The sequence below is a fragment of the Fluviispira vulneris genome, from assembly GCF_014281055.1.
Classification (GTDB): Bacteria; Bdellovibrionota_B; Oligoflexia; order Silvanigrellales; family Silvanigrellaceae; genus Silvanigrella; species Silvanigrella vulneris.
Genome location: NZ_JACRSE010000003.1, coordinates 393,370 through 419,557 on the forward strand (window position 1 = coordinate 393,370; position 26,188 = coordinate 419,557).

Genomic DNA, 26,188 nt, shown 5'->3' on the forward strand with positions numbered 1-26,188 from the left:
CTTAAAATTAGTTGGATTTAAGTTTGATTTCTAAAAAAGTACCTGGCACAAGCGTACCTGTATAATTTTTTACATCTGCATAAACATCAAAGGTTCTTGTTGATTGATCAATTACTGGGACAATTCTTTTTATAATTGCAGTCCCTTTTTCGCCAGATATTGGATTTATTACATCAAATTTCATTCCAAGTTTTACTTGATTAAAATAGGTAATCGGCATTTGAGTAAATAAACTAAGATTTTTCATTTGTGTAATTTGTAATGCAGGTGTTCCTTCAGAGAGATAATCTCCAACATTTTTTAATACCTTAGAAATAACTCCTGAATACGGTGCGTAGAGTTTATTTGCTTTAAGGATAAATTCTTTACCCTCTAAAGTTGCTTGTGCATTTTTTAAATTTAGAATTGCAGCTTTGGTATTTATTTTTTCATTTTCTAATGTTGTTGTATTGATAATCCCATTTTTTTGCTGCTGAGTAACACGAAGTAATTTTTTTTCTTGTTGCTCGAGTAATAATTTTTTATTTTCAACTTCAATCTGCGCAGAGCGAACATCTATAGATGCTTGTTTTTCCGCTAAGGAAGCTAGCAATTGACCTTGCTTGACTTCTTCGCCGGCTTTTACATAAATATTGCTGATTGTGCCTGAAGTCAAAAAACCAATTGAGCTTTGATTTTCCGCTTTAATTGAAGCCGGAATTCTTGGCACACTGCTTGCGTCCAGAGAAGTGTCAATGATGTTCGTTTTTATATCATGGAGAATATCACTTTGTTTTGCAGCTTCTTGTGCTGGTTGAGAGGTTTTTTCTTGAGTCGGTGTCGAGTTTGTTGCTGGTAATGAAACTTTTTCAGTGCCTTGTTTTTTACATGATATGAAAAGGCCAAATAGACTCATGAGAATTATTGAGCTAAAAATTTTAACTTTTTTATGACACATAGAGCACCTTATTGAGTAATTTTTGGAATATCGCCTAATGCAGCTTGTAACTTGAGCCATGAAATATCAAGATTATTTCTCATTTCTGCTAAATTAATTTTTGAATTTGTTAAACTATTTTGCACTAATATAAGCTCTGAAGCTGATAGATCACCTGTCTGGTATTTTAGCAGTGATAATTTTAAAGCTTCTTCCGAAATATTGACTGCATCTTTAGATTTTATCAGATTTTCGTTAAAGTTCTTAAAATTATTGTATGCTAGAATAATTTCTTGATTGATATTTATTTCTGACTCTTCTTTATCAAGAATGAGTTTTCTTTTTCTATTTAATATAGACATTTGATTGTCAGCTATAACACCACCATCCCAAATTTTCCAGTTCAAGCTCAACCCATAAGTGAATTTTGTTTGAGGATAATAGATATAATTTGGATCATTTGGGCTAGCCTCTTGAGAGGATTTTTCATAGCTGTTTCTAGCAAAAACATTTATCTCTGGTAAATATGCTGCTGATGAATGTAATAAATTATATTTTTCAGCACTGATTTTATTATCAAGACTTTTTAATTCATTTCTATTGTTTTTTCCTTTTTTAATGATACTTTCAAGAGATTCTAATGGTTTATTTCTTAACTCAAAATAAGATTTATTTTCATATGAGAGTGTAAGGTTGCTATGTATATTTAAAAAAGTTTTTAGTTCATTAATTTTATTTTGTAATTCGTTTTCAGCTTGACTGAGTTTTATTTCACTTTCAATATATTTTGCTTGGAATTGCAAAAGATCTATTTTTGTTTTATTTTCATCTCCACTTTCAAAAAGGATTTTGGTTTCTTTTAATTGATCAGCTACACTTGTTAATTCAGTTTTTTTTATTTCAATATTCCGATAAGCTTGTTGAACATTTAAAAAATATTCAGCTGCTTTTTCTCGAGCTTTTATTCTCTCTGCCAAAAGATCAAAGCTTGCCGCTTTTTTAAACTCTTTTTTCGCCATTAAGTTGGGTAACTCTGTAATGAGACCTGTTAATGGTTGACTTAGCTCTAGAGCAATGCTTTCGCTCTGTGAGGGAATATTGGAATTATAGTTCTGCCTTTGATCATCTGCAAAAGTAAGATCTCCAGAGATGCTTAGACTTGGACCGAAATTAAAGTAGGAGAGTGTTTCAGATTTGTCATAATAGTCTAAATCTTGAGTAGCAGCTTTCACTTTATAAGAATTTATTTCAGCTAAATCCATAGCTTTTTCAAGCGTGATATTCGTTGGTAAATTACTATTTATTTTAGATTGGGAAATACTTGAGTTTTTTATAAATGACAAAAAAATAACTAAAAAAATATATTTAATAACTTGCATAATTATCGGTGAGCTCTCCTTGCTATGTTGCTTATTAAGAAATATCCCTCACTCACAAATGTGAAATTACGCTATGCTCAATTTATTTTCAATAAAAGTACACAAAAATTAAACAGTAGGGTTATCTTATATTTGCAATATTTTTTAGATTGAATATTTAAATTAATTAAATTATTAAAATATTCATTTTCAATATTGGGATTGTTTAACAAACATAAAATTGCTTGTCAAGAAAAATAAATTATTATAAATCTAATTTTTTTTCTAATATTTCTATCAGTATCTTTTGATCAATAATTTGCTTTTTTAGTTCTCGCAATTCAATTTCTTTTTCTTTTAAATAGCTTTCAAATTGTATTATTTCTTCTTTTTTTTCATTATATAATTCATCTTTTATAAAAACATAGTATTTACCATCACGAAATTCAGATCTTATTTTGCCAGATTTTAATTTTCTTCTCAGTGTTATTTCTGATGTTTGTAAAAGTTGTGCTGCTTCATTGAGTTTGAGCCAATGGCCTGGCTCATTTATCTCTTTCATTTTTGCTGATAATTTTTTTGCCATATTGTTATCCTAAATATTTAAGGAGTTCGTCGATTGAATAAGGTTTTTGCATGCACGAAAAGTTAGAATATGAATTTTTTAATTTTTCAATTCGATTGTCGGCAGAATCATCGCCTGTGGTCAAGATAAATTTTTCTTTAAATATATGATTTAATTCATTTTCAAAGAAATCAATTCCATTTTCACCATTTGCTAGGAAAAGATCGCATATTATTGCATTTATTTCAGTGGTTTTTTTTAAAATCTCAAAAGCGTCACTGAGATTAAGTGCTGTCAAAACATCAATACCTTTTTTTTTCATTCTACGTGCTGCCATCTCAAGTAAATCTGAATCATCGTCAATAATTAGAACTTTCATAATGAGTTATTACCTTTTTTTACGGTTTTTGCACATAGTTCACTGATAGAATAGCACATTGCATGCTTTAAATATAAAGGGTACCGTAGACTGAGGTTGTTCCCATGACATCATTTAGAGGAAAGGAATATACATGGGTTTGAGAGAAGATGCACTAAATTATCATAGCAAAGGCCGCAAAGGCAAAATTGAAACAGGAATTACAAAGGAGTGTAAAAATCAAAAAGATATCACTCTTGCATATTCTCCAGGAGTCGCTGAACCATGTAAAGAAATAGCAAGGGATCCTTCTCTTGTTTATGAATATACAGCAAAAGGAAATTTAGTTGCAGTTGTGACCAATGGGACTGCAGTTCTTGGTTTAGGTGCGATTGGTCCCATGGCAGGTAAACCTGTAATGGAAGGAAAAGCGGTTCTATTTAAAATGTTTGCAGATATTGATTGTTACGACATTGAATTGAATGCAAAAACACCTGAAGAAATCATTTCTGCATGCCGAATGCTTGAACCTACTTTTGGTGGAATTAATCTCGAAGATATCAAAGCACCCGAATGCTTTGAAGTGGAAGAGCAATTGCGTGAAGAACTTGATATTCCTGTTTTTCACGACGATCAGCATGGAACAGCAATTGTCAGCGCAGCCGCATTGATCAATGCTTGTGAAATAACAGGACGTAATATTGCTGATGTCATATGTGTCGTAAATGGTGCAGGAGCAGCTGCGATTGCTTGTGCACAAATGTACATTAATATCGGCTTAAAAAAGGAAAATCTTTTTCTATGTGATTCCAAAGGTGTGGTTTATAAAGGACGCACGGAAGGAATGAATAAATATAAAGAAAGATTTGCAAACGAAACTAAAAAACGAACTTTAGCTGAAGCAATTGATGGGGCTGATGTCTTTTGTGGGTTGAGTGTTGCTGGCGCAGTTTCTAAAGAAATGGTTGCAAGCATGGCCAAAAATCCAATTATATTTGCCATGGCAAATCCGGATCCCGAAATCAGCCCTAAAGATATAAAATCAGTTCGCTCCGATGCAATTATTGCAACTGGTCGCTCAGATTATCCGAATCAAGTGAATAACGTTCTAGGATATCCTTATATATTTAGAGGATGTATGGACGTTCTATCTAGAAGAATAAATGAAGAAATGAAAATGGCTGCTGTCTATGCAATCGCAGGACTTGCAAAAGAAGATATTCCCGAAAGTGTAACACGTTCATATGAAAGTATTTCAGGTTTTGGTCGTGAATATCTAATTCCTAAGCCATTCGATCCTCGTTTATTATTAAGAGTTGCTCCTGCGGTTGCAAAAGCAGCTATGGAGACAAATGTTGCTCGTAAAAAAATTGACCTTGACATTTATGTTGATCAATTAGAATCCCGTTTAGGTGTTTTGCAATCCGTGACTCGAAAAATTAAACGTGGAGTTGTTATTGCCAATAGAGCAAATGGAAAGAAAATGCGGGTGGTTTTGCCTGAAGGAACAAGCCCAAAAATTTTAAAAGCTGCAGAAATAGTGCGGAGTGAAGGAATTTGTGAACCCATTTTGTTGGGTAATGTGAATAAGATTCATGATCTTATTCGAGAAGCAAAATTAGAAAAAAATCTTGATCAGGTAACGATTATCGATCCTGCAGTGGATAAAAATACAGATGTTTATGCATCTGTATTACTTGAGAAGCGTGCAAGAAAAGGTGTGACAAGGATGGGTGCGCAAGAACTCATATCCGGTGATCACCATTATTATGCAGCGATGATGGTTGAGTCGGGTCATGCTGATGCATTTTGTTCTGGAGTTCATCATAATTACGGCGATGCTCTTAGACCTGCTTTACAAATTTTTGGAGTGCAAACAGATAAAGTTCTTGCTGGAATTTATATGCTTCTATGGAAAGAAAGAAGTATTTTTGTAGCGGATGCAACTGTTAATATCAATCCAAGTGCTGAACAATTGGCGCAAATAGCTATTCAGACACATGATATTGCAAAAATATATTTAAGCGAACATCCTAGAGTTGCTATGCTCAGCTTTAGTAATTTTGGTAGCACGAAACATCCTGAATCAGAAAAAGTTTGTAGAGCAACCGAAATTGTGAAGAAATTGCGCCCTGATATTGAAATCGATGGAGAAATGCAAGCTGATTTTGCATTATCATCGGAGTTATTGGAGCGCTCCTACGGCTTCTCTACTTTAAAAGGTCCTGCAAATGTCCTTATTTTTCCAGATCTCACTTCAGGAAATGTTGCATATAAATTACTAGGAAAATTGGGAGGGGCAACAACAATTGGTCCTATATTGACTGGTATCAAAAAGCCAGTAAATGTTTTAGCGCGTAATTCTGATATTGAAGAAATTGTAAACTTAATTACATTTACTGTGCATAGGGCGCAAAATGGAATGTAATTTTACTGCGTAAGTAATTAAAAAAAAAAGATCTCAAGTTTTGAGATCTTTTTTTATGGAAGAAATTCTCTTGTTAAATTTCTTTGAGAATGCCCTTGTGCGACAACATCATCTTCTATTCTAATTCCTCCAAATGGGATAAGTCTTTCAACTAGATTCCAATTTACTTTATCTGCAAAAGAACTATTACTTCTAAAATTATTTAATAGTATTGGAATAAAATATATTCCTGGTTCAATAGTAACAACCATATTTTGTTCAAGGGTTCCAACAAAACGTAAATTACTAAAAATAACTTTTGGATTTTTAGGCGCGGGATTTCCTTGTACATCCAATTGTTTTCCACCAATATCGTGGACTTGAATGCCAAGCATATGTCCTAAGCCATGTGGAAAAAATACTTTTGTAATTCCTTCATTTACTGCACTTTCGTAATCACCAGAAATATTGAGTACGCCTAAATTTTCTAAAATTTCAGCAATTTTGAGATGACAATTTGTATGTAAATCAGGAAAATATAACCCCGTCTTTACTTGAGAACACAATTCAATTTGCATTTTTTCAGTTTGATTTAGGAGATCTTGAAAAACGATATCTGCTTTATTCTGAGTATATGTTCTTGTAATATCTGATGGGTAATTATTAAATGAAGCACCAGAATCTATTAAAAGTACTTTACCATTTTTAATTGTTTCACGATTGTGATAATGCAAAATAGCACCATTTTTATTGAGAGCAACAATTCCTGTGTAGGGAAGATCGGCATCGACACAATCCATTGCATGCAAATACGTCATGTGAATTTCATATTCTGATGCACCATTCAAAAATGCGTTTTTTGCAGCAATATGTCCTTTAGCAGCAAGTCTATTTGCTTCAGACATACAATAAATTTCATAATTTGATTTTGATCGTCTGTACCAATTTAATCGAGAGGTCATAAGCTCACAATTGATTCGAACATTGTGAACGGCTGCGTATTTTGTCTCATTGCCGATAAAAACAGAAAAGCTAAGATCACCAAGTTGTGACCAAATTTTATCAATAGAATTGACTTCTATAACTTCAAATTCGTTTGCCCAAAATGGATTGCCAAAAAGTTCATGGTAGTGCCAAAAATCATCAGGCGCATAATAAATGAGAAGGGGTTTTTTTCCTGGCTCGTATTTTATAACGTGGTGAGCACCTTTTGCAGGACACCAATGGGCAAAATGTGGATTTGGACGGAACAATGCATTTACATCGTCGGTGAAATATGTAAAAGGCTCTCCAGCTCCTAATATAAGTGCGCGGTAGTTGAGAGCATTGAGTGCTTCAGCAGCATCCGTCATTCTTTGTTTAATATGCTCTGAAAAAAGTGTGGTCAGGTTGTTCATAGAATTTCCTTTTGATTTAGAGAAGTTCTTTTCAAGAGCATAATCTAAACAATTCTAATTGAAAATGAAATAGATTCATTTTTTCTTTATTCTTGTTGCTAGGAAAACAGTTAGTCTAGAGTATTTTGTTAAAAATTTGAGTTAAGCTTTTATAAAAAAGAAATTTGTGCTATATGTCCTTGTTTTATAAGTTATTTGTTCTTAGATATGAATGGAAGTAAAAAAATGAGTGAAATAAATAAATACGGAAAACGTGAAATCATTTTGAGAGCATTAGAAAGATATAAAGATCAATCAATTCTTGGAATATTTAAGAGTTACGAAGAACAAACAGAAGAGCAATTGTTTGCTTTGTCACGGTTGACCGATTTTATTAAAGGGGAAGAAAATTGTTTTCAAAGGAGCAATTTAAGTGGACATGTGACTGGCTCATCATTGGTAGTCAATAAAGATTTCACAAAAGTTTTGATGACTTTTCATGCAAAATTAAAGAAATGGTTGCAATTAGGAGGACACTGTGATGGCGATCATTTAGTGCACCAGGTCGCTCTGCGGGAAGCAAATGAGGAGTCTGGTTCAAATCTTCTTCATTTATTAAACTATTTTGCTTTCCCACAAAAATACAATATGCATGATTTTGAAAATATTATTCCGTTTGATTTAGATATACATGAAATTCCTGCAAGGTTGGCAGAACCAACTCATCTTCATTATGATATTCGTTATTTAATTTTAGCAGAAAAAGAAGATGATATTTTAATTTCTGAAGAATCGTTAGATTTGAAGTGGATCCCAATTCATGAAATTCAAAGCTATACTAATGAATATAGTACAATTAGACAGTTTAAAAAATTAAATATATTGATTCAATCACTATAATATTTTATAAATTGAATATAGAAATGGAAGAAAAAATTCTTTCCATTTTATAACAGATTAATTTGATTTGGGTGAATAAATGAAAGCTGTGGCTTTAGATCTTGATGGCACGTTATTAAATTCTTCGCACTCTGTCTCCCCTTTAGCAATAAAAACACTCTTAGAATTGGAAAATTCGGGGATAAAAGTTGTTTTAGCAAGTGCAAGACCTATACAATCCGTGTTAAAAATTGCACAAAGTATTGGTTTAAAAAATGAAATGATGATTGCTGGAAATGGTGCTATTATAGCACAGAAAGATCATAAAATTCTTTATAAAAAATCTATAGAAAAAGCTGATTTAGATCATATTTTTAAAATTTATAAAGAATTTACTGCTCAATATGTAAAAGAAAAATTGACTATGCACATATACAGTGAATTTAATTGGCTTGTTCCATGGAATAGTCAAAAAGCACAAGAAGAAGCGAGAATAATAGGATTTTTACCAAATATAATTGGTGAAGAAGCTTATGAAATCGAAAATGCAGAAAAAATAATGATCGTATCTGAACCAATTATATTAAAACAATTTTCAAATTTTTTAATAGAGAAATTTAGTCATCTTGGTATAGTTTTATCAAAGCCAGATTCTTTGGAAATAAATGCTTACGGTGTTTCTAAATACACAGGAGTTTTAGAATTTGCTAAAATAAATAACTTAGCGATTGATGAATTTATTTGCATTGGTGATGGTGATAATGACGAAGCTATGCTTAAAAATTGCGGATTTGGTGTTGCAATGGCCAATGCCTCTATAGCGGCAAAAAATGCAGCAAAAGAAGTGACTCTTTCTAATGATCAAGATGGTGTTGCGTATTTTTTGCGAAAATATTTTTCATTAAATAATTAAAATATTATATATATCTGGTAAATATTACCTGTTGTCATACTTTTGAAAGATTAATACTATTTATTTTAAATAAGCTATTTTATTATTAAAGGAATCAAACTTTATTTGCTTTAATAATTTAAAAAGGATTTAAAGTGAATATATCTCCTAAAAAGATTTTTTTTTCTATAGCAGCTTCAATTGGTTTAGTCATAATTTCATATTTTATATTGCAAAATATTTTTTATGTATCGACTGATAATGCTCAAGTGGAAGGACATGCAGTCTTACTTGCGTCTAAAATAAGTGGTTACATCACTAAAGTGAATGTAATTCAAGGACAAAAAGTAAAGAAAGGGGATATTTTAGTTGAAATTGATGACAGAGACTATCAAAATACTTTAAAACAAGTAAAATCGAATTTAATTTCGCTCGAAGCAAAGCTCAAGGATTCTGAAAGAAATTTTAGAAGATCAGAAAAACTATATAAATCAGGTGCAACAACTCAACAACAATATGATACAAGTTTAGCAAATTATACTGATACAAAAGCACAATACGATAGTGTACATACCCAAGTTTTACAAGCAGAACTCATTCTTGAATTTACAAAAATAAAGGCTCCGACAAATGGTATAATTGCAAAATCTTCTGTTGAACAAGGACAATTCGCAAGTCCAGGAGTTCCTTTAATAGGATTTGTTGACTCAGAAGAGCGCTGGATTACCGCAAACTTTAAAGAAACAGAAATTGAATCTATTCGTATCGGTACAAGTGTGCTAATAGAAGTGGATGCAATTTCAAGTAAAAAATATGAAGGATCTGTTTATTCCATAAGTTCAGCTACGGGTGCAACATTTACTTTATTACCACCTGATAATGCCACAGGGAATTTTACAAAAGTTGTGCAAAGAGTACCTATTAGAATTAAATTTGAGAAATTAACTGATAAAGACATTGAATTATTAAGATCAGGGCTTTCAGCATTAGTAAAAATTAAAAAATCATCTGGTTAATAAAATGACTTTAAATTCAAAATTAATTGTTTTTGTAGCTGTATTAGCATCACTCTTAGAAATTATCGATACATCTATTGTAAATATAGCTATTCCTACAATTATGGGAAATTTAGGGGCTACCCTCGAAGACGCAAGCATGATTGTAACGGGTTATACTGTCGCAAATGCTATTGTATTACCAGCTTCTGCATGGCTTGGTGAAAGAATTGGGCGAAGAAATTATTATTTAGGTTGTATTATTGTCTTTACAATTACCTCTGTTGCATGTGGTTTAGCTCCAAATTTAACATCATTAATTATCTTTAGAATTTTACAAGGTTTGGCTGGTGGTGCACTTTTACCAACGTCACAAGCTTTAATTTTTGAACAATTTCCTAAAGAAAAAGCAGGAATGGCAGGAGCCATTTTTGGTATGAGCGTCATGATTGGGCCGACACTTGGACCCGTTTTAGGTGGCTATTTAACTGATGAGTATGGTTGGAGATCTATTTTTAATATCAACTTACCAATAGGTTTATTAACTTTATTTGTTGGAATGATTTGTATTCAAGATAGGACAGACTCACAAAAAGCAAGAAAATCAAATTTAGACACAATTGGATTGATACTGCTTATTTTTGGTGTTGGTTGTCTCCAATTTTTATTGGAAAGAGGACAAGCCGATGATTGGTTTTCTTCTAAAATAATTACGGCTTGCGCTATCGTTTCTTTTATCTCAATATTTCTTTTTATTTGGTGGGAATTAAAAGTCAAAGAACCCATTATCAACATAAAATTATTTGCCAATCCTATTGTCGTGGGTGGCGTTCTCCTTATGGCGTGTCTTGGATTTTTTTTATATGGGATTGTCTTTGTACTTCCAGTTTTTGTAAATAATATTTTTCATTATACAGCTACGCAAATCGGTGTTTTATTTATTCCAGGTTCACTTTTGACTGCGATTTTAATGCCGTTTGTTGGGAAAAGTATGCAAAAAATATCTGATCCAAGATTTCTAATTGTGATTGGATTAATTTTTGTGGAACTTTGTCTCTATTCTATGACTTATTTTTCTCCACTCACTTCTCAAAATGAATTATTGGGAATGTTATTTATTCGAGGAATAGCGATGGCTTTTCTTTTTATACCAATAAATTCTTCTATATTGAGTCAGTTTTCTGGATACGAACTGGGTCAAGTTGCAGGTCTGATGAATTTGTTTAGGCAAGTGGGTGGAAGTATGGGAATAGCACTTATCGATACATTATTATCGCGAAATATAGATATTAATTATTTAAATTTAATTAGTAAAATATCTCTTTTAGATGTGAATGTACAGGATGTATTTATTTCAACAACAAATAATTTAGCATTTAAATTTAACTCAAGTATAGGTATGGCTGATAGTTCAGAAGCTGCTTTAAAGAATTTGTATCAGAGAGTACAAGCACAAGCTTTTACCTTAAGTTTTTTACAACTTGTCGTAATTATGATGTGCATTTTTAGTTTATCTTTTATTCCACTTATGTTGGTTAAGATTAAAAAGAAAGTAAATCCTGTAGATTCTCACTAAAAATGCTTTTTAAAAGAAATAATCATCTACTGTTTTTGCAGTTGGAATCGATTCTTCTTGTAAATTATAATCATCGCCAAAAATTATTTTTAAAAATAAATTTCTTGATTCATAGTTCGTGAAATTCTTGGAAGTTTCAACCCAAAATTCATCATTAGGAACAGGTAAATTGGTATTAGCACTTGTTTTTATATATTCAATAATATTTTTTAAAGAGTTTAATAAACCATTTAGCTCTTGACTCATTCGGTCTTGAAATTGCAGTAACATTATAATTGGCCCTACAATTTCCATTAAGTGACTATTTTTTTCTTTCATATCCAGGATAGTTCTGCGTAATTCAGATTCTTGTAGGCTTTCATGGATAGCAATATTTTCAATTTTAGAAATTGTGATTTTGGTTAATTTATTGAGCATTTCTTTTTGTTCTTCAGTCAGAGTGCTTAATTTTTGAAAATAATCCCCAATATTAAGAACGGCTTGTTCTGAAATTGAAGAAACTCTTTGTGAAAATATTTGCATAATATTTGATATATGAGTGTCAATTGCAATTTGTGCTTCCATTCTTCCCTCGCTGATGGGTTCTGCATATAACTTAGTCTGATACTAGCAGAGGGCAGAGGGAAGATGTGAGAAGTCAATTATTTTTGGTTTAAAAATTGACTCTTTTACGTTGCCACAAAGTTCAATATTCTATTTGCAACATATATAGTTTTTCTTAAAGTTTTTCCTTCGAGAGTAGCTTTAACATTACTATTTTCCATGGCTGCTGCTACAGCGATCTCTTGGCTTGCATTTAACGGGATTGTTATCTCACCTCTATGTTTGCCATTCACTTGGACGCCAATTTTTATTTCGTTATCGATAATAAACTCTGGGTTATATGTAGGCCATTCACTCAATGAAATAAATTCATATTTGCTACTATCCGGTGAAATTTTTTCTTCTACAAAACATTTATACCAAAGTTCTTCAGATAAATGCGGTGCAAATGGTGAAAGAATTTGTAAAAATTTACTTAATATTTCTTTATTTTTGCATTGTGATTCTGCAACTGAATTTAAGAAGATCATCATTTGTGCAATAGCTGTATTGAAACTTAAATTTTCAATATCTTCAGTGACTTTTTTGATCGTTTTATGCAGTATTTTGTAATCTTGCTGAGTAGCAGGTTCTGTATTTAATAAACTCTTTCCATCATCTGAAAGATAAAAGCGTTCTACCCGACTTAAGAAACGATGCACACCCGCTAGGTTGCTGTCATCCCATTCTTTTGTTTGGGTGAGTGGCCCCATAAACATTTCGTAGACTCTAAGTGAATCCGCCCCATACTGTTCGATCACTTCGTCAGGGCTTAAACCGTTGCCTTTAGATTTAGACATTTTGGCCCCATTTTTGCAAATCATGCCTTGGTGAACCAATTTTTGGTAAGGCTCTTTTACTGGACAAACACCAATATCATATAAAACTTTTGTCCAGAATCTTGAATACAGCAAATGTCCGACCGCATGTTCTTGTCCGCCTATATAAAGGTCAACTGGCATCCAATATTTGAGTTTTTCGAAATCTGCTAATTGCTTGCTGTTGAATGGGTCTACATATCTTAAAAAATACCAACTGCTACCAGCGCTGCCAGGCATTGTGTCTGTCTCAACAAATTCTAATGTTCCATCTTTTGTTTTCTTTTGCACCCAACTTGTAATTGCAGATAAAGGACTTTTGCCATCTCCTGTGGGTTCATAACTTTGGACTTCTGGTAAAGTTAAAGGGAGTTCGGACTCTTTGAAAGCTCTTAGGACATTGCCTTGAGAATCTTTCATAATTGGAATAGGTTCTCCCCAATATCTTTGCCGACTGAAAACCCAGTCCCTTAATTTATAAGTGATACTTTTTTCCCCAAGATTTTTTTCTGATAAATATTGAATGATTTTTTCTTTTGCAGCTTCAATATTTAAACCATTAAGGAATTGAGAATTTATGATTTCCCCATCATCTGTATATGCTTCTTTTTGAATATCAAAAGAGTTATTTTGTGCAGCAACAACTTGAATGATTTTTAAGTTAAATTTGAGAGCAAATTCATGATCTCGTGTGTCGTGAGCAGGAACTGCCATAATTGCTCCAGTGCCATACCCCATCATGACATAATCACTGATCCAAATTGGAATTTTTTCATTATTTACAGGATTTATTGCATATGAACCTGTGAATACACCTGTTTTTTCTTTATTTAATTCTGTTCTGTCAAGATCACTCTTACGCGAAGCAAATTCACGATATTCTGCGACATGCGCTTTATTTTCTTCAAGAGTAATGGTATTTACGAGTGGATGTTCAGGTGCAAGTACCATATAAGTTGCGCCAAACAAAGTATCTGGGCGAGTTGTAAAAATTTCAATTTTTTCTGACTCGAAATTTTCAATAGCAAATTTTACTTTTGCGCCAATGGATTTTCCTATCCAATTTCTTTGAATTTCTTTGGTTGATTCTGGCCAATCGAGATCGTCTAGATCTTCTAAAAGGCGCTCTGCATAGGAAGTTATTTTAAGCATCCATTGTTTCATGGGGACGCGAAAGACAGGATGTCCACCGCGCTCACTTTTTCCTTCTATAACTTCTTCATTTGCAAGCACTGTCTTTAGCTCTGGACACCAATTAACGAAAACTTCAGCTTGGTACGCTAAACCTTTTTCGAATAACTTAGTGAAAATCCATTGTGTCCAATGAAAGAATTTTGGGTCGCAGGTAGCAACTTCTCTGCTCCAGTCATAAGAAAATCCAATACTATCGAGTTGTTTTTTAAAGTTCTCAATGGACGCATATGTTAACTTTGCTGGGTGTTCCCCTGTATCTATTGCATGTTGCTCTGCTGGTAAGCCAAAGGCATCCCAGCCCATGGGGTGCAAAACATTATACCCTTTCATGCGGTAGTAGCGTGATGTGATATCTGTCGCTGTATAACCAAGCGGGTGCCCTACGTGTAATCCTGAAGCGCTTGGATATGGGAACATGTCGAGAGCATAATACTTTGGTTTAGATTTATCTTCATTTGTTTTGAAAATGTTTTTATCTTTCCAGTATTTTTGCCAGCGCGGTTCAAGTTGCTTATGTTGGTACGCCATGTCAATCCTCGACAGTAAGTGTTATAAAACCCACCCTTTTTACCCATAGGGTGCAGATAAATCGAGCTCATTTGTAACAAAGAACAGCATTAAGTGGAAGAGAGTTTCCTAATACAGGGTTAATAATTATGTGTTTTTTTTAAAGCACTCATTTTTATAAAGTTTTTTGATGACTGAAGAAACTACGATGTCACAAAAAAGTCACAAAATATTTACAAGTACGTGACGATTGTGTAAACTCAGGAAATGCTTTGCTTCTCATCGTAACAAAATTGACATAAGCAGGTGATTCTAATGCAGTTGGCTAAGAAGAAATTAAAATCTTTCAAAGAAATTCGTGATAAATCCGGCAATAGCTTTTATGAGTTTTCAACCTCATGGTGGGCTTTGCTGTTTTTTATATCACTTGTGGGGGGTTGCGTTATTTGGAATACTTTTATGGTTCCAAATTTAAAATTCGATCCCTACCCCTATAACGGTTTGCGTACGGTATTGGCTTTATTAGGTGCTATCCAAACCCCTATACTTTTGCTCTACAGCCGCAAATCGACTGATTATAGAAAATCTTTGCTTGAACAAGACTACGAACTCGAAAAAAAGATTTTTAAGAAAATAGAAATCATTGAATCTGAAATTAAGCACGATAGAGAAATGTATTTAAAAGAATTCAAACAAATTACACGTCTTACACGAAAGATGTCTTCAAAAAAGAGAAAAGTTAAAATATTAGATAATAATAAAATAGAAAATAAAGATTTGCTTAAAGTAGAAATCCAAAAAAATGAAATATTAAATAATAAAAAATCAGAGAAAATAGAGAATGGGGAGAAAATATCTGCTTAACTCTTATAAAGTTAAATCATTTTGATCGTCAACATAAGCTTCTCCCGCTTTGCTTTCAGCAACTACAATTGCACCAGCAGCAGCCATGGCAAAAGAAAAAATTGCTCCAATGAGTGGTATATAATTCCATATTCCTAGGCCAACACAAAGTCCCCAATTGCGAATGCCAAAAATAAATCTTTTTCTCAAAGGTAAATTCATAAGAAGTAGGGTTCGATCAATGCTACTCCAGCCTAAATACCAAATTCCTATAAAAAAAACGAGAGGAGCAAAAATCTGGACAAAAAATGATATTATAATAATGCTTATAACGATAATGCCTTTTGTAAACTCTGATATGATGCTGTCAATAAAATCCATTAAACCTTGTTTGCGCATAAGAGTACCAGATGTTTTTTCGAATGCTTTTTGTGCAATAATATCGTAAAGTGGGCTTGCATAGGCATTTACAAATGCAGTGCCAAACACCCCATAAAATAAAAACCCAACTATCCAAACTACAATTTCGATAAAGGTGGGATTAAAAATAGGGGCGATAAATGAATCTTGCCACTTTAATGATAGTGAATTGAACAAAGGGTGAATCCATTTTGCTATGACTATATTTCTAATTAGCCAAGTGTATAAGAGGAGATTCAGTATGTGGGGACTTACCCCTAATAAAAGCATACCTTTATTGAGTTTAAAAAATCTGACAGAATGGAACGGGGCCTTAAATCCTATGATTATTTGTTGGATGGGTGAATGGGACATTAGGTCCTCCTTTATAATTTAAGAATAGTTCGACTTATGGAGACTCTCAATGGCAATGTCCTCTGAGTTACAAAATAAAAATCAGAATTCCTCTGTTATGCAAAAAAATACAGCAAATAATCAGGAATATTTTAAAGAATATATACATGTACTCCTGTTAGGGATTACTTTTTGTATATTCGTCTCAATTATTACATATAATCCAGCAGATCCAAGTTCTTTTAATATAAGTTCACAAGTGACAAATAAACTTGCAGAAATCACAAATACTTTTGGGCCTATAGGTGCATCCATAGCGGACTGGTGTTTCCAGGTATTTGGTTTAGGTTCTATCGTATTTTCAATGGTATTTATTGCTCAACTTTTAAATACATTTCGCAAGCCCAAACAAAAAAGTAGATTTATTTTAAGAATATTTGGCTATCCACAGCTCATTGCCTGTTACTTAGGATTATTATCCTTAATTTTACCAGAAACTCATTTTAGAGGAATTGATATCTACACTGGCGGTTTGCTCGGATCGAGTATTGCTCATTTCACAACTATGTTGGTTGGTAAATCAGGTGCAATAATTTCTTTATCAATAGCAGGCTTAGCGAGTTTGACCTTATCTTTAGGAATAAGACCCATTGCAACAGTTTCATATTTACTGGCATTGTTACCTTTTAACTCAACAAAAAATTTTGTAGGTGTTGTTTCTGATGAATTACCCGAAAATGAAAAGGAACATGTGCAACTCACTCATGAAGAAATATTTAGACGTAATCGTGAAGAGATAAAGAAAAATTTGAGTGAAAATAGTCTTAAAAATTCAGGGCAAAGTGAAAATCAAATAAAAAATAATCCACCAATTTCAGAAATTGAAAATACATCATCTCTAAATATTATAAATTCTGCATTTTCAATTGCAAAATCAGATTATGACTCCTTAGTAAATTTACTTGAGTATCATAAATCTAATTTTCCTAAAAAAAACGTAGAACTTGAAAATCAAAAATTAAAGGCTGAAGCTAGTCAAATTGAAGAAAAATTAGCCTCATTTGGGGTAAAAGGAACAGTGATAAAAAGCCAGAATGGTCCTGTCATTAACGTCCATGAGTTTGAACCTGCAGCTGGAATTAAAGTAAATAAAGTTCTTTCTTTGCAAGATGATCTAACATTGGCTTTGCGTGCACAAAGCGTTTTAATTGGTCTACAACCTGGGAAAAGTGCACTTGGTATCGAAATTCCTGCATCAATTAGAGAAACGGTTTCTCTTAAAGAAATTATGGAATCTCCACTCTTTCAAAATCCTAAAATTCCTTTGCCAGTTGCATTGGGTAAAAATGTGGATGGAACACCACTGATAGCTGATTTATCAGCTATGCCGCATTTATTAGTTGCAGGTTCAACAGGCTCAGGCAAAAGTGTTTGTATTAATTCAATGCTTTTAAGTCTTATGATGAGTAAAACACCTCGCCAATTAAGACTGCTATTAGTCGATCCAAAAATGTTAGAGCTCTCAAATTATGACGGAATTGGTCATTTACTTATGCCAGTTGTCACTGAACCAGATAAAGCGGCTGGTGCTTTAAAATGGGCAATTGAGGAAATGGAGCGGCGTTATCGTTTGATGAAAAATTACCAAGTCCGTAATGTCATGGCATTTAATAATGGGATTGAAAAGGGTGAAATTAAAGATTTAGAGAGCAATAAAGCTCTCGATTATTTACCATACATTGTTGTTGTCGTTGACGAATTAAGCGATCTTATGATGACTGCCCCCAAGGACGTTGAAGATAGTATCCAAAGATTAGCACAAAAAGCACGTGCTGCTGGGATTCATCTTATACTTGCAACACAAAGGCCAAGTGTGGATGTTTTGACTGGTGTTATTAAAGCAAATCTCCCCTGCCGCTTGAGTTTTCAAGTGTCTTCTCGGCATGATAGTAGAACAATAATTGAAAATATTGGTGCAGAACGTTTGCTTGGAAAGGGTGATATGCTCTTTTTACCGCCTGGTATTAGTAAAGTCATACGAGCACAATGTGCATTTGTTAATGATAAAGAGATAAATGCTTTATCCAACAAATTGCAAAAATTATATCCTACATTTTATGAAGCGAATGTTATGCAAGATATTGAAAGAGCATCACAAGATTTAAGACAAAAAAATGACAAAGTAAGCTCATTAAGTATGCCCTCAATCTTGGGAGATAATGAGACGATAGATGAAAATACTCTCTATGATAAAGCTGTTGAGTTTGCTCGTGAATGCGGAAACGTAAGTACGTCAAGTATTCAGAGAGAATTCCGAATAGGTTATAACCGAGCAGCTCGATTGATGGATAGAATGATACGCGAGGGGATTGTTGGACAGTCGGAAGCAACTGGCAAGCCTAGACCCGTATTAAAAAGATTTTAGGGCTGAAATCTAAAAAGGACTGTGGATATGAATATAACGCAAGTCGCATCTCCAAATGACAAGAATGCTCTTGGCGTTACTTACGAAACGGCAAATATTGTCGGAAGTCGATTGAAGCAAGCTCGTGAAAGTCGAAGGTTATCTCATTCCCAAGTTTCAGCACGGGTAAAAATCAGAGATAGGTACATTGAAGCCATTGAAGCTGGTGATTGGGATGTATTGCCACCTGGATTAAATGGTAGAGGATTGATACGTCTTTATGCGAGAGAACTTTCAGTCCACATTCCTGAATTTGAATCTTTTCAACATTTGCAAACAGTAAGAGTGGAAAGACAATCAGAAAGTTTAATGTCCTCTTCAACAAAAAAATCTAAATATCATCCAGCTGCGGAAGAATCTGCTGAAGTGATTCGCTCTATTTCAAGAAGAGACTTTCAAAAAGTAACTGGGGGTGATGTTCCTGCAGATTTTAATTCGCCTGCAGCTGCTTCAACAGATGAAAATTCTCAAGCTAAATCCTACAATCGACCAGCATATATTCCACAGCGTCCGCATTCAAATGCAATTGTCACCCCAAATGCTTTCGAAGTACTAGGAATTGAGGTTGAAGAAAAATCCAATTTCCAAGGACATAAAACAAATTATAGCAGTTATGCAGAATCCGCACCTCTGCCAAGAGCTGAACCTGTTAAACGAGCTATGCCAGAGAATAATTATTCGGTTGTAAAAGAAAGCGCAATTGAAGTAAAATATACTGAAAGTGAACCAATTTATCACACTAGAGTTGAAAATATTCAAAATGATAGTCAGGAGTTTAAAGTAGAAACTGAGAAAAAAAGAGGTTCTGTTGATTTAGCTCCAATGCGCATCGTTTTAGGCTTAGCTTTTTTTGCAATATTTGGCTTTATTACACTCTTTTTAAGTTCAAAAAATTCACATCAAAATAAAGTAACTAATTTAAATGCAAAATCTATAGAAAATAATGTAGAAGTAGCAGAGCCTATCCCTTCGAGTGTTGTTGAGCCAAATATTCAACAAAATAAAGACACGCATGAATCTACAGAGACTGCTGGGCAAACACAAACAGTGGCAGCAGGTGGGATGAGTATTTCATCACAAAAAGTTTCAAACTCAATGATTATTGAACACACGGCAAAACTGAATGTGACAAGTAAAGTAAATATCATTGTTGAATCTGATGGAAAGCAAATATATTCAGGAACCCATCCAGTTGGAGTTTTTGAAATTCCTTTTAAACAAAAAGCAGAAATCACGATAAGTGATGCTTCAAAAGCATCATTAACTTATGAAGGCTGGGATCATGGTCCTCTTGGTTATGTGGGTAGAAAAAGAAAGATTATTTTAAATGCCCAACCCTATGTTGAATAAATCATAAAATGAAAAGCTTGATTGTTGTTGAATAAGATTGTTATAACCTCTCTTGACTCTAAGGGAGGTTTTTTACGTGTCATTAAAAATAAATGCAAAAAATGAAATTGAAAATTTAGCATCACAAATTCTTTATCATAAAAAATTATATTATAAAGGAAAAAGTATAATAAGTGATGCTGAATATGATGCTCTTGAAAATAGATTAACAAATTTATGTGCAGATCATCCTGTTTTAAACCTAGTTGGTTATCCTTTTGAAGAGACTAATAATAAAATATCCCATTCCATAGCTATGCTTTCTTTAGCAAAAACATATTCTGTAGAAGACCTATTTGATTTTATATGCAAAAATAAATGTATTGCTTTGGATAAAATTGATGGAATGGCTTTATCAATTGAATATGATGAGAATGGAAATTTTTTGCGCGCATCTACACGTGGAAACGGAAAATATGGAGAAGATGTAACTGAACATGTTTATCATATAAAAGATATCAATAAAAAAATTAATTTAGCAAATAATGTAGGAAAAATAAAAATTGAAATTAGAGGGGAAGTTTATTTTCCACTTTCAGAGTTTCCTAAATTTACAGAAAGGTTTGATAGTTTTAGAAATGCTGTTCCAGGGACATTAGGGAGAAAAGATGTTGAAGGGGCGCTCGATGTTTTACGCATTTTAAAATTTTGTGTATATGATATTATTGCTTTTGATAAGAATAATAATTATATATCAGCACGTGATTTTAGCGAGATATTTTCCATTGAGCCAGATTATTATTCTAAATTAAAATTTCTGGATAAAATTGGCTTTTATACTTCTATATCACATGTTAAGGAAATTGTTAATTTAAATGAAATCGATAAATTAAAAGAATTTTTAAATAATTTGTATTCCTCAAGAAGGGATTATCAAATTGACGGTATTGTCTTCCGTTTAAGAGATGAAATTATCTGGGAATCACTCGGAAATACAGCTCATCACCCAAGAGGAAGTTTAGCATTTAAACAAGCCGGAGATACTGCAGAAACAGAAATACAAGAGATTGAAGTCAATGTTGGGCGAAGTGGAAAAATTTCTTTTCGTGCAAAGTTAACTCCTGTTTATTTATCTGGAGCTAAAATTTCTTACGCAACCTTACATAATGCTGAGTTCATTGAAAATGGTAACTATGCAGTCGGAGCAAAAGTTGAGATCATACGCAGTGGAGAAGTTATTCCTGCCATACTTCGTTTAATTGAGCCAGCAGAAAAGAAATTTAAACTTCCAACCAAATGTTTATGTGGTTTTCCTTTGGTGCGAAAAGGTCCAGATTTATTTTGTCTTGAAAATCCCAATTGCACTTACAAAGACCAAGAGAGTTTAGTTTATTATGTATCTTCATTAGATATAATGGGTGTTTCAGACAAAATTGTATTAAAAATTCGTGAAGCTGGTTTAGTCCAAGAACCCGCCGATTTTTATAAATTAACGGTAGAAGATCTTTTACAAATTGAGGGATTTGCACAAAAATCATCAGAAAATGTTATAGCAGCAATTCAAGGTTCTAGAAAAATTCCATTAGCAAAGTTTTTGACTGCGTTGGGTTTAAAAAGAGGAGGCTCTGTTAAATGCCAAGAAGTTGCAAAAAAATGTAAGACTTTAAATAATGTTTTAAAATTAAAGGTTGAGGATTTACTAACTGAAAAAGGTTGGGCACAAAAATCTGCGGAAGATTTTATAGATTCTCTTGTAAATAAAGAAAAGATAATTCAAAATTTATTAGAATTTGTTACAATTATCAATGATAACTCTGGTGTTCTAAGTGAGGAACAAAAAAATCATCCGTATTTTGGAAAAAATATATGTATAACCGGAGCTTTATCTAGGCCGCGAGAAGAATATAAAGCTATGCTCGAAAAAGCAGGCGCAAAACTTGTAAGTGCAGTGAGTTCAAAAACTGATTTTTTAGTTTGCAATGAAAGCTCAAGCTCTTCAAAATATAAAGATGCTCTAAAACATAATGTAAAAATACTAACTGAATCTGAGTTTTCAGCGCAACTTTAATTTCTGAAAATGATATCTCGTATAAAAGATTTTTCTTTCCTTATAGAGATCTAAAATTACCCAAAGCACAACAAGAACAATGCTTAAATATAGAAGTCCCTCCAATTTAAAAAGTGGGTTATTTCTGTCGTAAGGATTTTTTATATTATATGGATCAGAAAATGCGATAGAGATCTGTTTCAGAATTTTTAGTGAAAGATCGAAAATATTTATAAAATGTTTATAATATAAAAAATCTTCAGGTATTATTAAAATAATTAAAGTCAGTGGAGTGATTAAAAAACAAACTATTGGGAGAGCAAGTATGTTTGCCAGACATGAGTTGAGTAGATGAATAGAAGAAAATGGTGATAAAATAATTCCAGTAAAGATAGATGTTAAACATGTGCTTGCAAGTGCAACTAATAATTTTGATTTTTTAATAAAAAAATATGAAAGATAAATTGAAATTTCTGCGCAGGTAGCTCCTATTGCAGAGAGAAGAAATGAGAAATTATATAAAATATTACCAAAAAATATTGAAATAAGAATTAAAACAAAAAATCTGGTGAATGTTGAGCTAGGAATGTATGGAAAGAAAGGAAAAAAAAATAAATGTTGAGCCTGTAAATTTTTAATTTTAATCAAATACGTTAAAGAAGAAACTCGGATTAGTGCTCCCGTACAACCAAACATATGACACAAAAATAATGAAATAATTACAGCAAAAAATGTTCTAAATTTATTTATAATATCTATGAGAAGAAAGGGAGTTATTGAATTACGTAATGAATAATAGAGAGAGTAAGATATGATTTTCCCAAATCCACTTGCGAGAGGAACAACTTGTCCACCAGATATAGCTAATAAGTGAATAAGTCCTGAAGATTGAAATTGCTTTGCCTCAAAAAAGGAAAGTTTTCGTATATTTGCTAAAAAATTTAATGCTAAGTTTTTCTCCTGCATGGCAATAGCTATATTTTGTGACTTTTGTTTTATGCGTGAGGAAAGATTGAAGGTATTTTCAATGATTCCGGTGTCAGAGAAAAAGTATATTGTGTTGTGAATAATTATAAAAAGAAAAGTATACGTAATAAGAGCATGAATAATGCCTTGCGAATATTGAAAGACATAATTTCCATCTTGTAGAATTTTTAACTTTGAGAACTTCAAACTGTCTCCAATGTCTAGCCATATGCAATAAAGCTTCCTCAATTTCTGAGTTATATTCTTGTGAGTTGGTTATTTCATTAAAAAAAGGAGGTGTTCAGTTATTGGAGTGATATGTCCAAAATCTGTCATAATTTCAACATATGCCAGAGTCTCACATATAGACTTGACGGAGAGCTCTTTTTTTGTCAAAGATAAAGGAAATGTCGCCATAGCTCAGTTGTATAGAGCACATCTTTCCTAAAGATGGGGTCGTAGGTTAGAGTCCTACTGGTGACGCCATTTTTATTTATTTGAATTTTTAACGCAGTTCAAGAAATTTAAATCCTCCTCCTCCATTCCAAGTAAGTTCGCGTGATATTCCATGCAAATCATTTCCTTTTATAACTTTGCACAACCGCGTATGTGCATGAGTGTAAATCTGCTCTTCTTTTTCAATACCAATCCATTTTCTTTGCATCTTATGAGCTACAGCAGCTGTTGTGCCTGAGCCGAGAAAGCAATCTAATACCCATTCATTTTCTAATGTTGCGATTGATAGAATACGTTTTATGAGAGCTTCTGGCTTTTTGCCATTACAAAATGAAACGCCTCCCTCTCTGGCAATTCCATTCCACGGAATGTCAGTCCAAATGTCAGTTAAAATTTCAGATGGCTTAAATTTTCCATTAATATATTGAAACCTTTTGTCATAAAATATAATTTGATTGCCATTTAAAAGAAAGAAATCATCCTTACTTTCGCATGATGATTTGAAAACAACTCCCTTATGTGCTTTTGAATGTTCAATGAGTTCATTTCTTTTTAATTTTGCTCCTCCTCCAATAGGTGCTAGGCGAAAAACTTGTTTTGGATTCGAGATTGCAAAATTTGCGATGTCTTTTTCAAGTTCTTTTTTGTTAATTTGCGTGGTTTGAATCAATGATTTAAATGAGCTTTTATTGAATTTTAATTTTACAAACGCATCTTTGATATTTTCAAATTTCCAAAGTGAATGGTTCTCTTCCCTATTGTATAACCAATATGAGTAAAATTTATCGTACTCTTTTTCTAAATAAACAGGATTTAGTTTTAGTTTGTTTTTATTTTTTGCATAAAGTAGTAAATAATTTGCACATGAAAATAAAACTTTCCCAGTGACTTTAAAACCTGAGGGATCATGTGTTTTGACAGTTATAGTATTTATATAGTTTTCCCTGCCAAATATATTATCAAGCAAGACTTTTGCATAAGCAAATTCATTATCATCTAAATGGAGAAATAAGCAGCCTTCTTCATTCAGAAGGATTCTGCAGGCTATTAGCCGTTGTCGCATAAATTCAATCCATCTTTCATGATCAAACTCATCACAATATTTAAGTTTCATACCTTTGGAATTGATGCTCACTCCAGTATTGAAAGGAGGGTCGAGATATATGCATTTGATTGTATTTTTAAATGAATCTTGCAGGTGTTTTAAAACATCAAGATTATCGCCATGTATAAGTAAATTTTGTGTGTCTTTTGAATTTTGTGAAAGATTCGTATCCTCCAATAGATGGTAAGTCAGTTTTTGACTCGAAATATTGTATACAATATTTTTAGATTTTCTTATATCCTGTTTATTTTGCAACATATATTCCTAAGAAATTTATATAAAATTGAGTTCTTACTATTATCAAATATTTATGAATGAATAGCAAGATCCAACCTTTGGAATATATTTGTTTTTTATAATCTATTCAGTTCTTCATGAATTCTTTTTTCGGTATCAATTTTTTCTTTAAGTTGGGTACTCGTGCGTTTCAAGTTATTTTTAATGTCATTCGAAATGAATTCATTGAAATGTAAGCGTATAGAAGCGATTTCATTGCATGCAAATAAAGCCGTTTCTTTTAGACTGGTATTATTAAGATTTATCAGTTTTTCATAAGTATTTTCTTTTAATATATTATCTGTACTCTTCGAGTTTAAGTATTCCTTATATTTTTTATTTTGCAAATTATTTTTTAGAACTTTTCCAAATTTTATTTCTCCAATAATGAGTCCATCAAAGTATTCATTTCTACCGATTAATATAAATCCATTTAGAATTTCAATACCTTCAAATTGCTTACCAGAACCAATTCGTACAATATTTACTATGTGAATGCCTTTAAAATCATTATTATGATAAATAATGGCTCCATTGATTTTAGCCAGATTTTTTTCGAAAAATGTAAATATGTTTTTAATCGGATTTACCGATTGATTTTTGCTTTCGTGTTTTTTATTATCTATCAATTGTGTAATACTTATAAGAGTTTGTATATATTCTTTTAAAGGAATATTTGTAATTAAAACAAGTTCTTTGTTAGATTTATGGACTATAGGTGCATAATTTAAGATATCATCTAAATCTTGAGCGGTTTTATAAAATCCATTTTCTTTTATTGTATCTTTAATTTGTTGGAATTGGTCTCCATATGGATATGCAGATTTTTTTTGAAACTGCTGTTTTCTGATATTATAAATAATTTTTGAAAAAACAATAAAAAATAAAAAATTTATTAAAAAAGAGTTATAATCAAAAAGTGACTTTAAAACAATTGGAAGAATATTAAATGCTAAAAGAAATCCAACAAAATATAAAATCCAACTATATGATTTGAAAATTGATCTTTTATTTGTAGGTCTTGTCTGAACAGAAGAAATTTCTTCGACATATTGTATAAGTGATGGATATGAGTCATTAAACATTGTTTGTTTCTCTCTGTATATAGTTACACGGAAAGATTATATTGCTATTTTTATAATATACAAAATAATTATCCAAGCTAAAATTCTTTTATATATTTCTGATGCTAAATTCTGATGTATTTTATCAATATTGGATATCAATGTTGAAGTTAAATAAATGTGATTTTCTCCATTATTTTTATTATTAATTAATGCTAAAATGATCAATTTATCTCGTCTATTTTAGCAAAATTCATTTTCTTAGTTTGAGAATGGACTCCATCTAATACTAAGACAAGTGGAACATTTATCTTTAGTTTATCAAAATCGATTTATTTTGATAAACCGTATTTTTTTATGAAAATACACTTAAATTATATATAATTATTCTTTTAATATATGGATAAGTATTTATTAAATTTTTATCTATAAATTATGCAATGAAAAATGAGCTGGAGGAAA

Annotated in this window: 20 protein-coding genes and 1 tRNA gene; 10 read left to right on the forward strand and 11 right to left on the reverse strand. The window is 32.2% G+C overall.

Annotated elements, in window-relative coordinates; translation table 11 throughout:
• Window positions 1-7 precede the first annotated feature (7 nt).
• From H7355_RS08555 to H7355_RS08570, 4 genes are all read right to left on the reverse strand, one after another.
• Window positions 8-937, reverse strand: a complete 930-nt coding sequence (locus H7355_RS08555) for an efflux RND transporter periplasmic adaptor subunit (protein WP_186646553.1) — start codon at window positions 935-937, stop codon at window positions 8-10.
• 8 nt (window positions 938-945) lie between these two features.
• Window positions 946-2,295 carry a TolC family protein gene (locus tag H7355_RS08560; protein WP_186646555.1) on the reverse strand — a complete coding sequence of 450 codons (1,350 nt, stop codon included), beginning with the start codon at window positions 2,293-2,295 and terminating at the stop codon, window positions 946-948.
• A gap of 244 nt (window positions 2,296-2,539) precedes the next feature.
• Window positions 2,540-2,860, reverse strand: coding sequence for a hypothetical protein (locus H7355_RS08565; protein WP_186646557.1), 321 nt, complete (start codon window positions 2,858-2,860; stop codon window positions 2,540-2,542).
• Window positions 2,861-2,864: 4 nt separating this feature from the next.
• The gene (locus tag H7355_RS08570) at window positions 2,865-3,218 is read right to left on the reverse strand and encodes a response regulator (protein WP_186646558.1); all 354 of its coding nucleotides are present in this window, start codon (window positions 3,216-3,218) and stop codon (window positions 2,865-2,867) included.
• Window positions 3,219-3,351: 133 nt separating this feature from the next.
• Here H7355_RS08570 and H7355_RS08575 point away from each other — a divergent pair, with 133 nt between their 5' ends.
• The gene (locus H7355_RS08575; protein ID WP_186646560.1) at window positions 3,352-5,625 is read left to right on the forward strand and encodes an NADP-dependent malic enzyme; all 2,274 of its coding nucleotides are present in this window, start codon (window positions 3,352-3,354) and stop codon (window positions 5,623-5,625) included.
• 53 nt (window positions 5,626-5,678) lie between these two features.
• Here the strand turns inward: H7355_RS08575 and pepQ are convergent, their stop codons facing one another.
• Window positions 5,679-7,001, reverse strand: coding sequence for a Xaa-Pro dipeptidase (pepQ, locus tag H7355_RS08580; protein ID WP_186646561.1), 1,323 nt, complete (start codon window positions 6,999-7,001; stop codon window positions 5,679-5,681).
• A 225-nt stretch (window positions 7,002-7,226) separates the two neighbouring features.
• Here pepQ and H7355_RS08585 point away from each other — a divergent pair, with 225 nt between their 5' ends.
• The 4 genes from H7355_RS08585 to H7355_RS08600 all read left to right on the forward strand — a co-directional run bounded on the left by H7355_RS08585 (window position 7,227) and on the right by H7355_RS08600 (window position 11,322).
• Complete coding sequence (locus tag H7355_RS08585; RefSeq protein WP_186646562.1) at window positions 7,227-7,880, forward strand: NUDIX hydrolase; 654 nt, start codon at window positions 7,227-7,229, stop codon at window positions 7,878-7,880.
• A gap of 79 nt (window positions 7,881-7,959) precedes the next feature.
• Window positions 7,960-8,772 (forward strand): Cof-type HAD-IIB family hydrolase, encoded by an 813-nt coding sequence (locus H7355_RS08590; protein ID WP_186646563.1) that lies wholly within the window; start codon window positions 7,960-7,962, stop codon window positions 8,770-8,772.
• Window positions 8,773-8,906: 134 nt separating this feature from the next.
• A complete protein-coding gene (locus H7355_RS08595; RefSeq protein WP_186646564.1) occupies window positions 8,907-9,767 on the forward strand; it encodes an HlyD family secretion protein in 861 nt (286 codons plus the stop codon).
• A gap of 4 nt (window positions 9,768-9,771) precedes the next feature.
• Window positions 9,772-11,322, forward strand: a complete 1,551-nt coding sequence (locus H7355_RS08600) for a DHA2 family efflux MFS transporter permease subunit (protein WP_186646565.1) — start codon at window positions 9,772-9,774, stop codon at window positions 11,320-11,322.
• A 9-nt stretch (window positions 11,323-11,331) separates the two neighbouring features.
• Here the strand turns inward: H7355_RS08600 and H7355_RS08605 are convergent, their stop codons facing one another.
• Both H7355_RS08605 and leuS read right to left on the reverse strand, forming a co-directional pair.
• On the reverse strand, window positions 11,332-11,886 hold the full coding sequence (locus H7355_RS08605) for a hypothetical protein (RefSeq protein ID WP_186646567.1): 555 nt from the start codon (window positions 11,884-11,886) through the stop codon (window positions 11,332-11,334).
• A 104-nt stretch (window positions 11,887-11,990) separates the two neighbouring features.
• Window positions 11,991-14,444: a leucine--tRNA ligase gene (gene leuS, locus H7355_RS08610; RefSeq protein WP_186646568.1), complete on the reverse strand. Its 2,454-nt coding sequence runs from the start codon at window positions 14,442-14,444 to the stop codon at window positions 11,991-11,993.
• 294 nt (window positions 14,445-14,738) lie between these two features.
• Here leuS and H7355_RS08615 point away from each other — a divergent pair, with 294 nt between their 5' ends.
• Entirely contained in the window at window positions 14,739-15,287 is a 549-nt protein-coding gene (locus H7355_RS08615; protein WP_186646570.1) for a DUF1003 domain-containing protein, read from the forward strand.
• Window positions 15,288-15,290: 3 nt separating this feature from the next.
• On the opposite strand, the gene H7355_RS08620 is transcribed toward H7355_RS08615, so the two are convergent.
• Window positions 15,291-16,040, reverse strand: a complete 750-nt coding sequence (locus H7355_RS08620) for an EI24 domain-containing protein (RefSeq protein ID WP_186646572.1) — start codon at window positions 16,038-16,040, stop codon at window positions 15,291-15,293.
• A gap of 49 nt (window positions 16,041-16,089) precedes the next feature.
• Here H7355_RS08620 and H7355_RS08625 point away from each other — a divergent pair, with 49 nt between their 5' ends.
• The 3 genes from H7355_RS08625 to ligA all read left to right on the forward strand — a co-directional run bounded on the left by H7355_RS08625 (window position 16,090) and on the right by ligA (window position 21,880).
• Window positions 16,090-18,444 (forward strand): DNA translocase FtsK, encoded by a 2,355-nt coding sequence (locus H7355_RS08625; protein WP_186646574.1) that lies wholly within the window; start codon window positions 16,090-16,092, stop codon window positions 18,442-18,444.
• 27 nt (window positions 18,445-18,471) lie between these two features.
• Window positions 18,472-19,833, forward strand: a complete 1,362-nt coding sequence (locus tag H7355_RS08630) for a helix-turn-helix domain-containing protein (RefSeq protein ID WP_186646576.1) — start codon at window positions 18,472-18,474, stop codon at window positions 19,831-19,833.
• A 76-nt stretch (window positions 19,834-19,909) separates the two neighbouring features.
• Window positions 19,910-21,880, forward strand: a complete 1,971-nt coding sequence (gene ligA, locus H7355_RS08635; RefSeq protein ID WP_186646579.1) for an NAD-dependent DNA ligase LigA — start codon at window positions 19,910-19,912, stop codon at window positions 21,878-21,880.
• On the opposite strand, the gene H7355_RS08640 is transcribed toward ligA, so the two are convergent.
• On the reverse strand, window positions 21,866-23,032 hold the full coding sequence (locus tag H7355_RS08640; protein ID WP_186646581.1) for a ComEC/Rec2 family competence protein: 1,167 nt from the start codon (window positions 23,030-23,032) through the stop codon (window positions 21,866-21,868). The genes ligA and H7355_RS08640 overlap by 15 nt on opposite strands.
• A gap of 202 nt (window positions 23,033-23,234) precedes the next feature.
• Here H7355_RS08640 and H7355_RS08645 point away from each other — a divergent pair.
• Window positions 23,235-23,311, forward strand: a tRNA-Arg gene (locus H7355_RS08645).
• 19 nt (window positions 23,312-23,330) lie between these two features.
• Here the strand turns inward: H7355_RS08645 and H7355_RS08650 are convergent.
• A complete protein-coding gene (locus H7355_RS08650) occupies window positions 23,331-24,641 on the reverse strand; it encodes a site-specific DNA-methyltransferase (protein ID WP_222435691.1) in 1,311 nt (436 codons plus the stop codon).
• A 98-nt stretch (window positions 24,642-24,739) separates the two neighbouring features.
• On the reverse strand, window positions 24,740-25,747 hold the full coding sequence (locus tag H7355_RS08655; RefSeq protein ID WP_186646584.1) for a hypothetical protein: 1,008 nt from the start codon (window positions 25,745-25,747) through the stop codon (window positions 24,740-24,742).
• Window positions 25,748-26,188 lie beyond the last annotated feature (441 nt).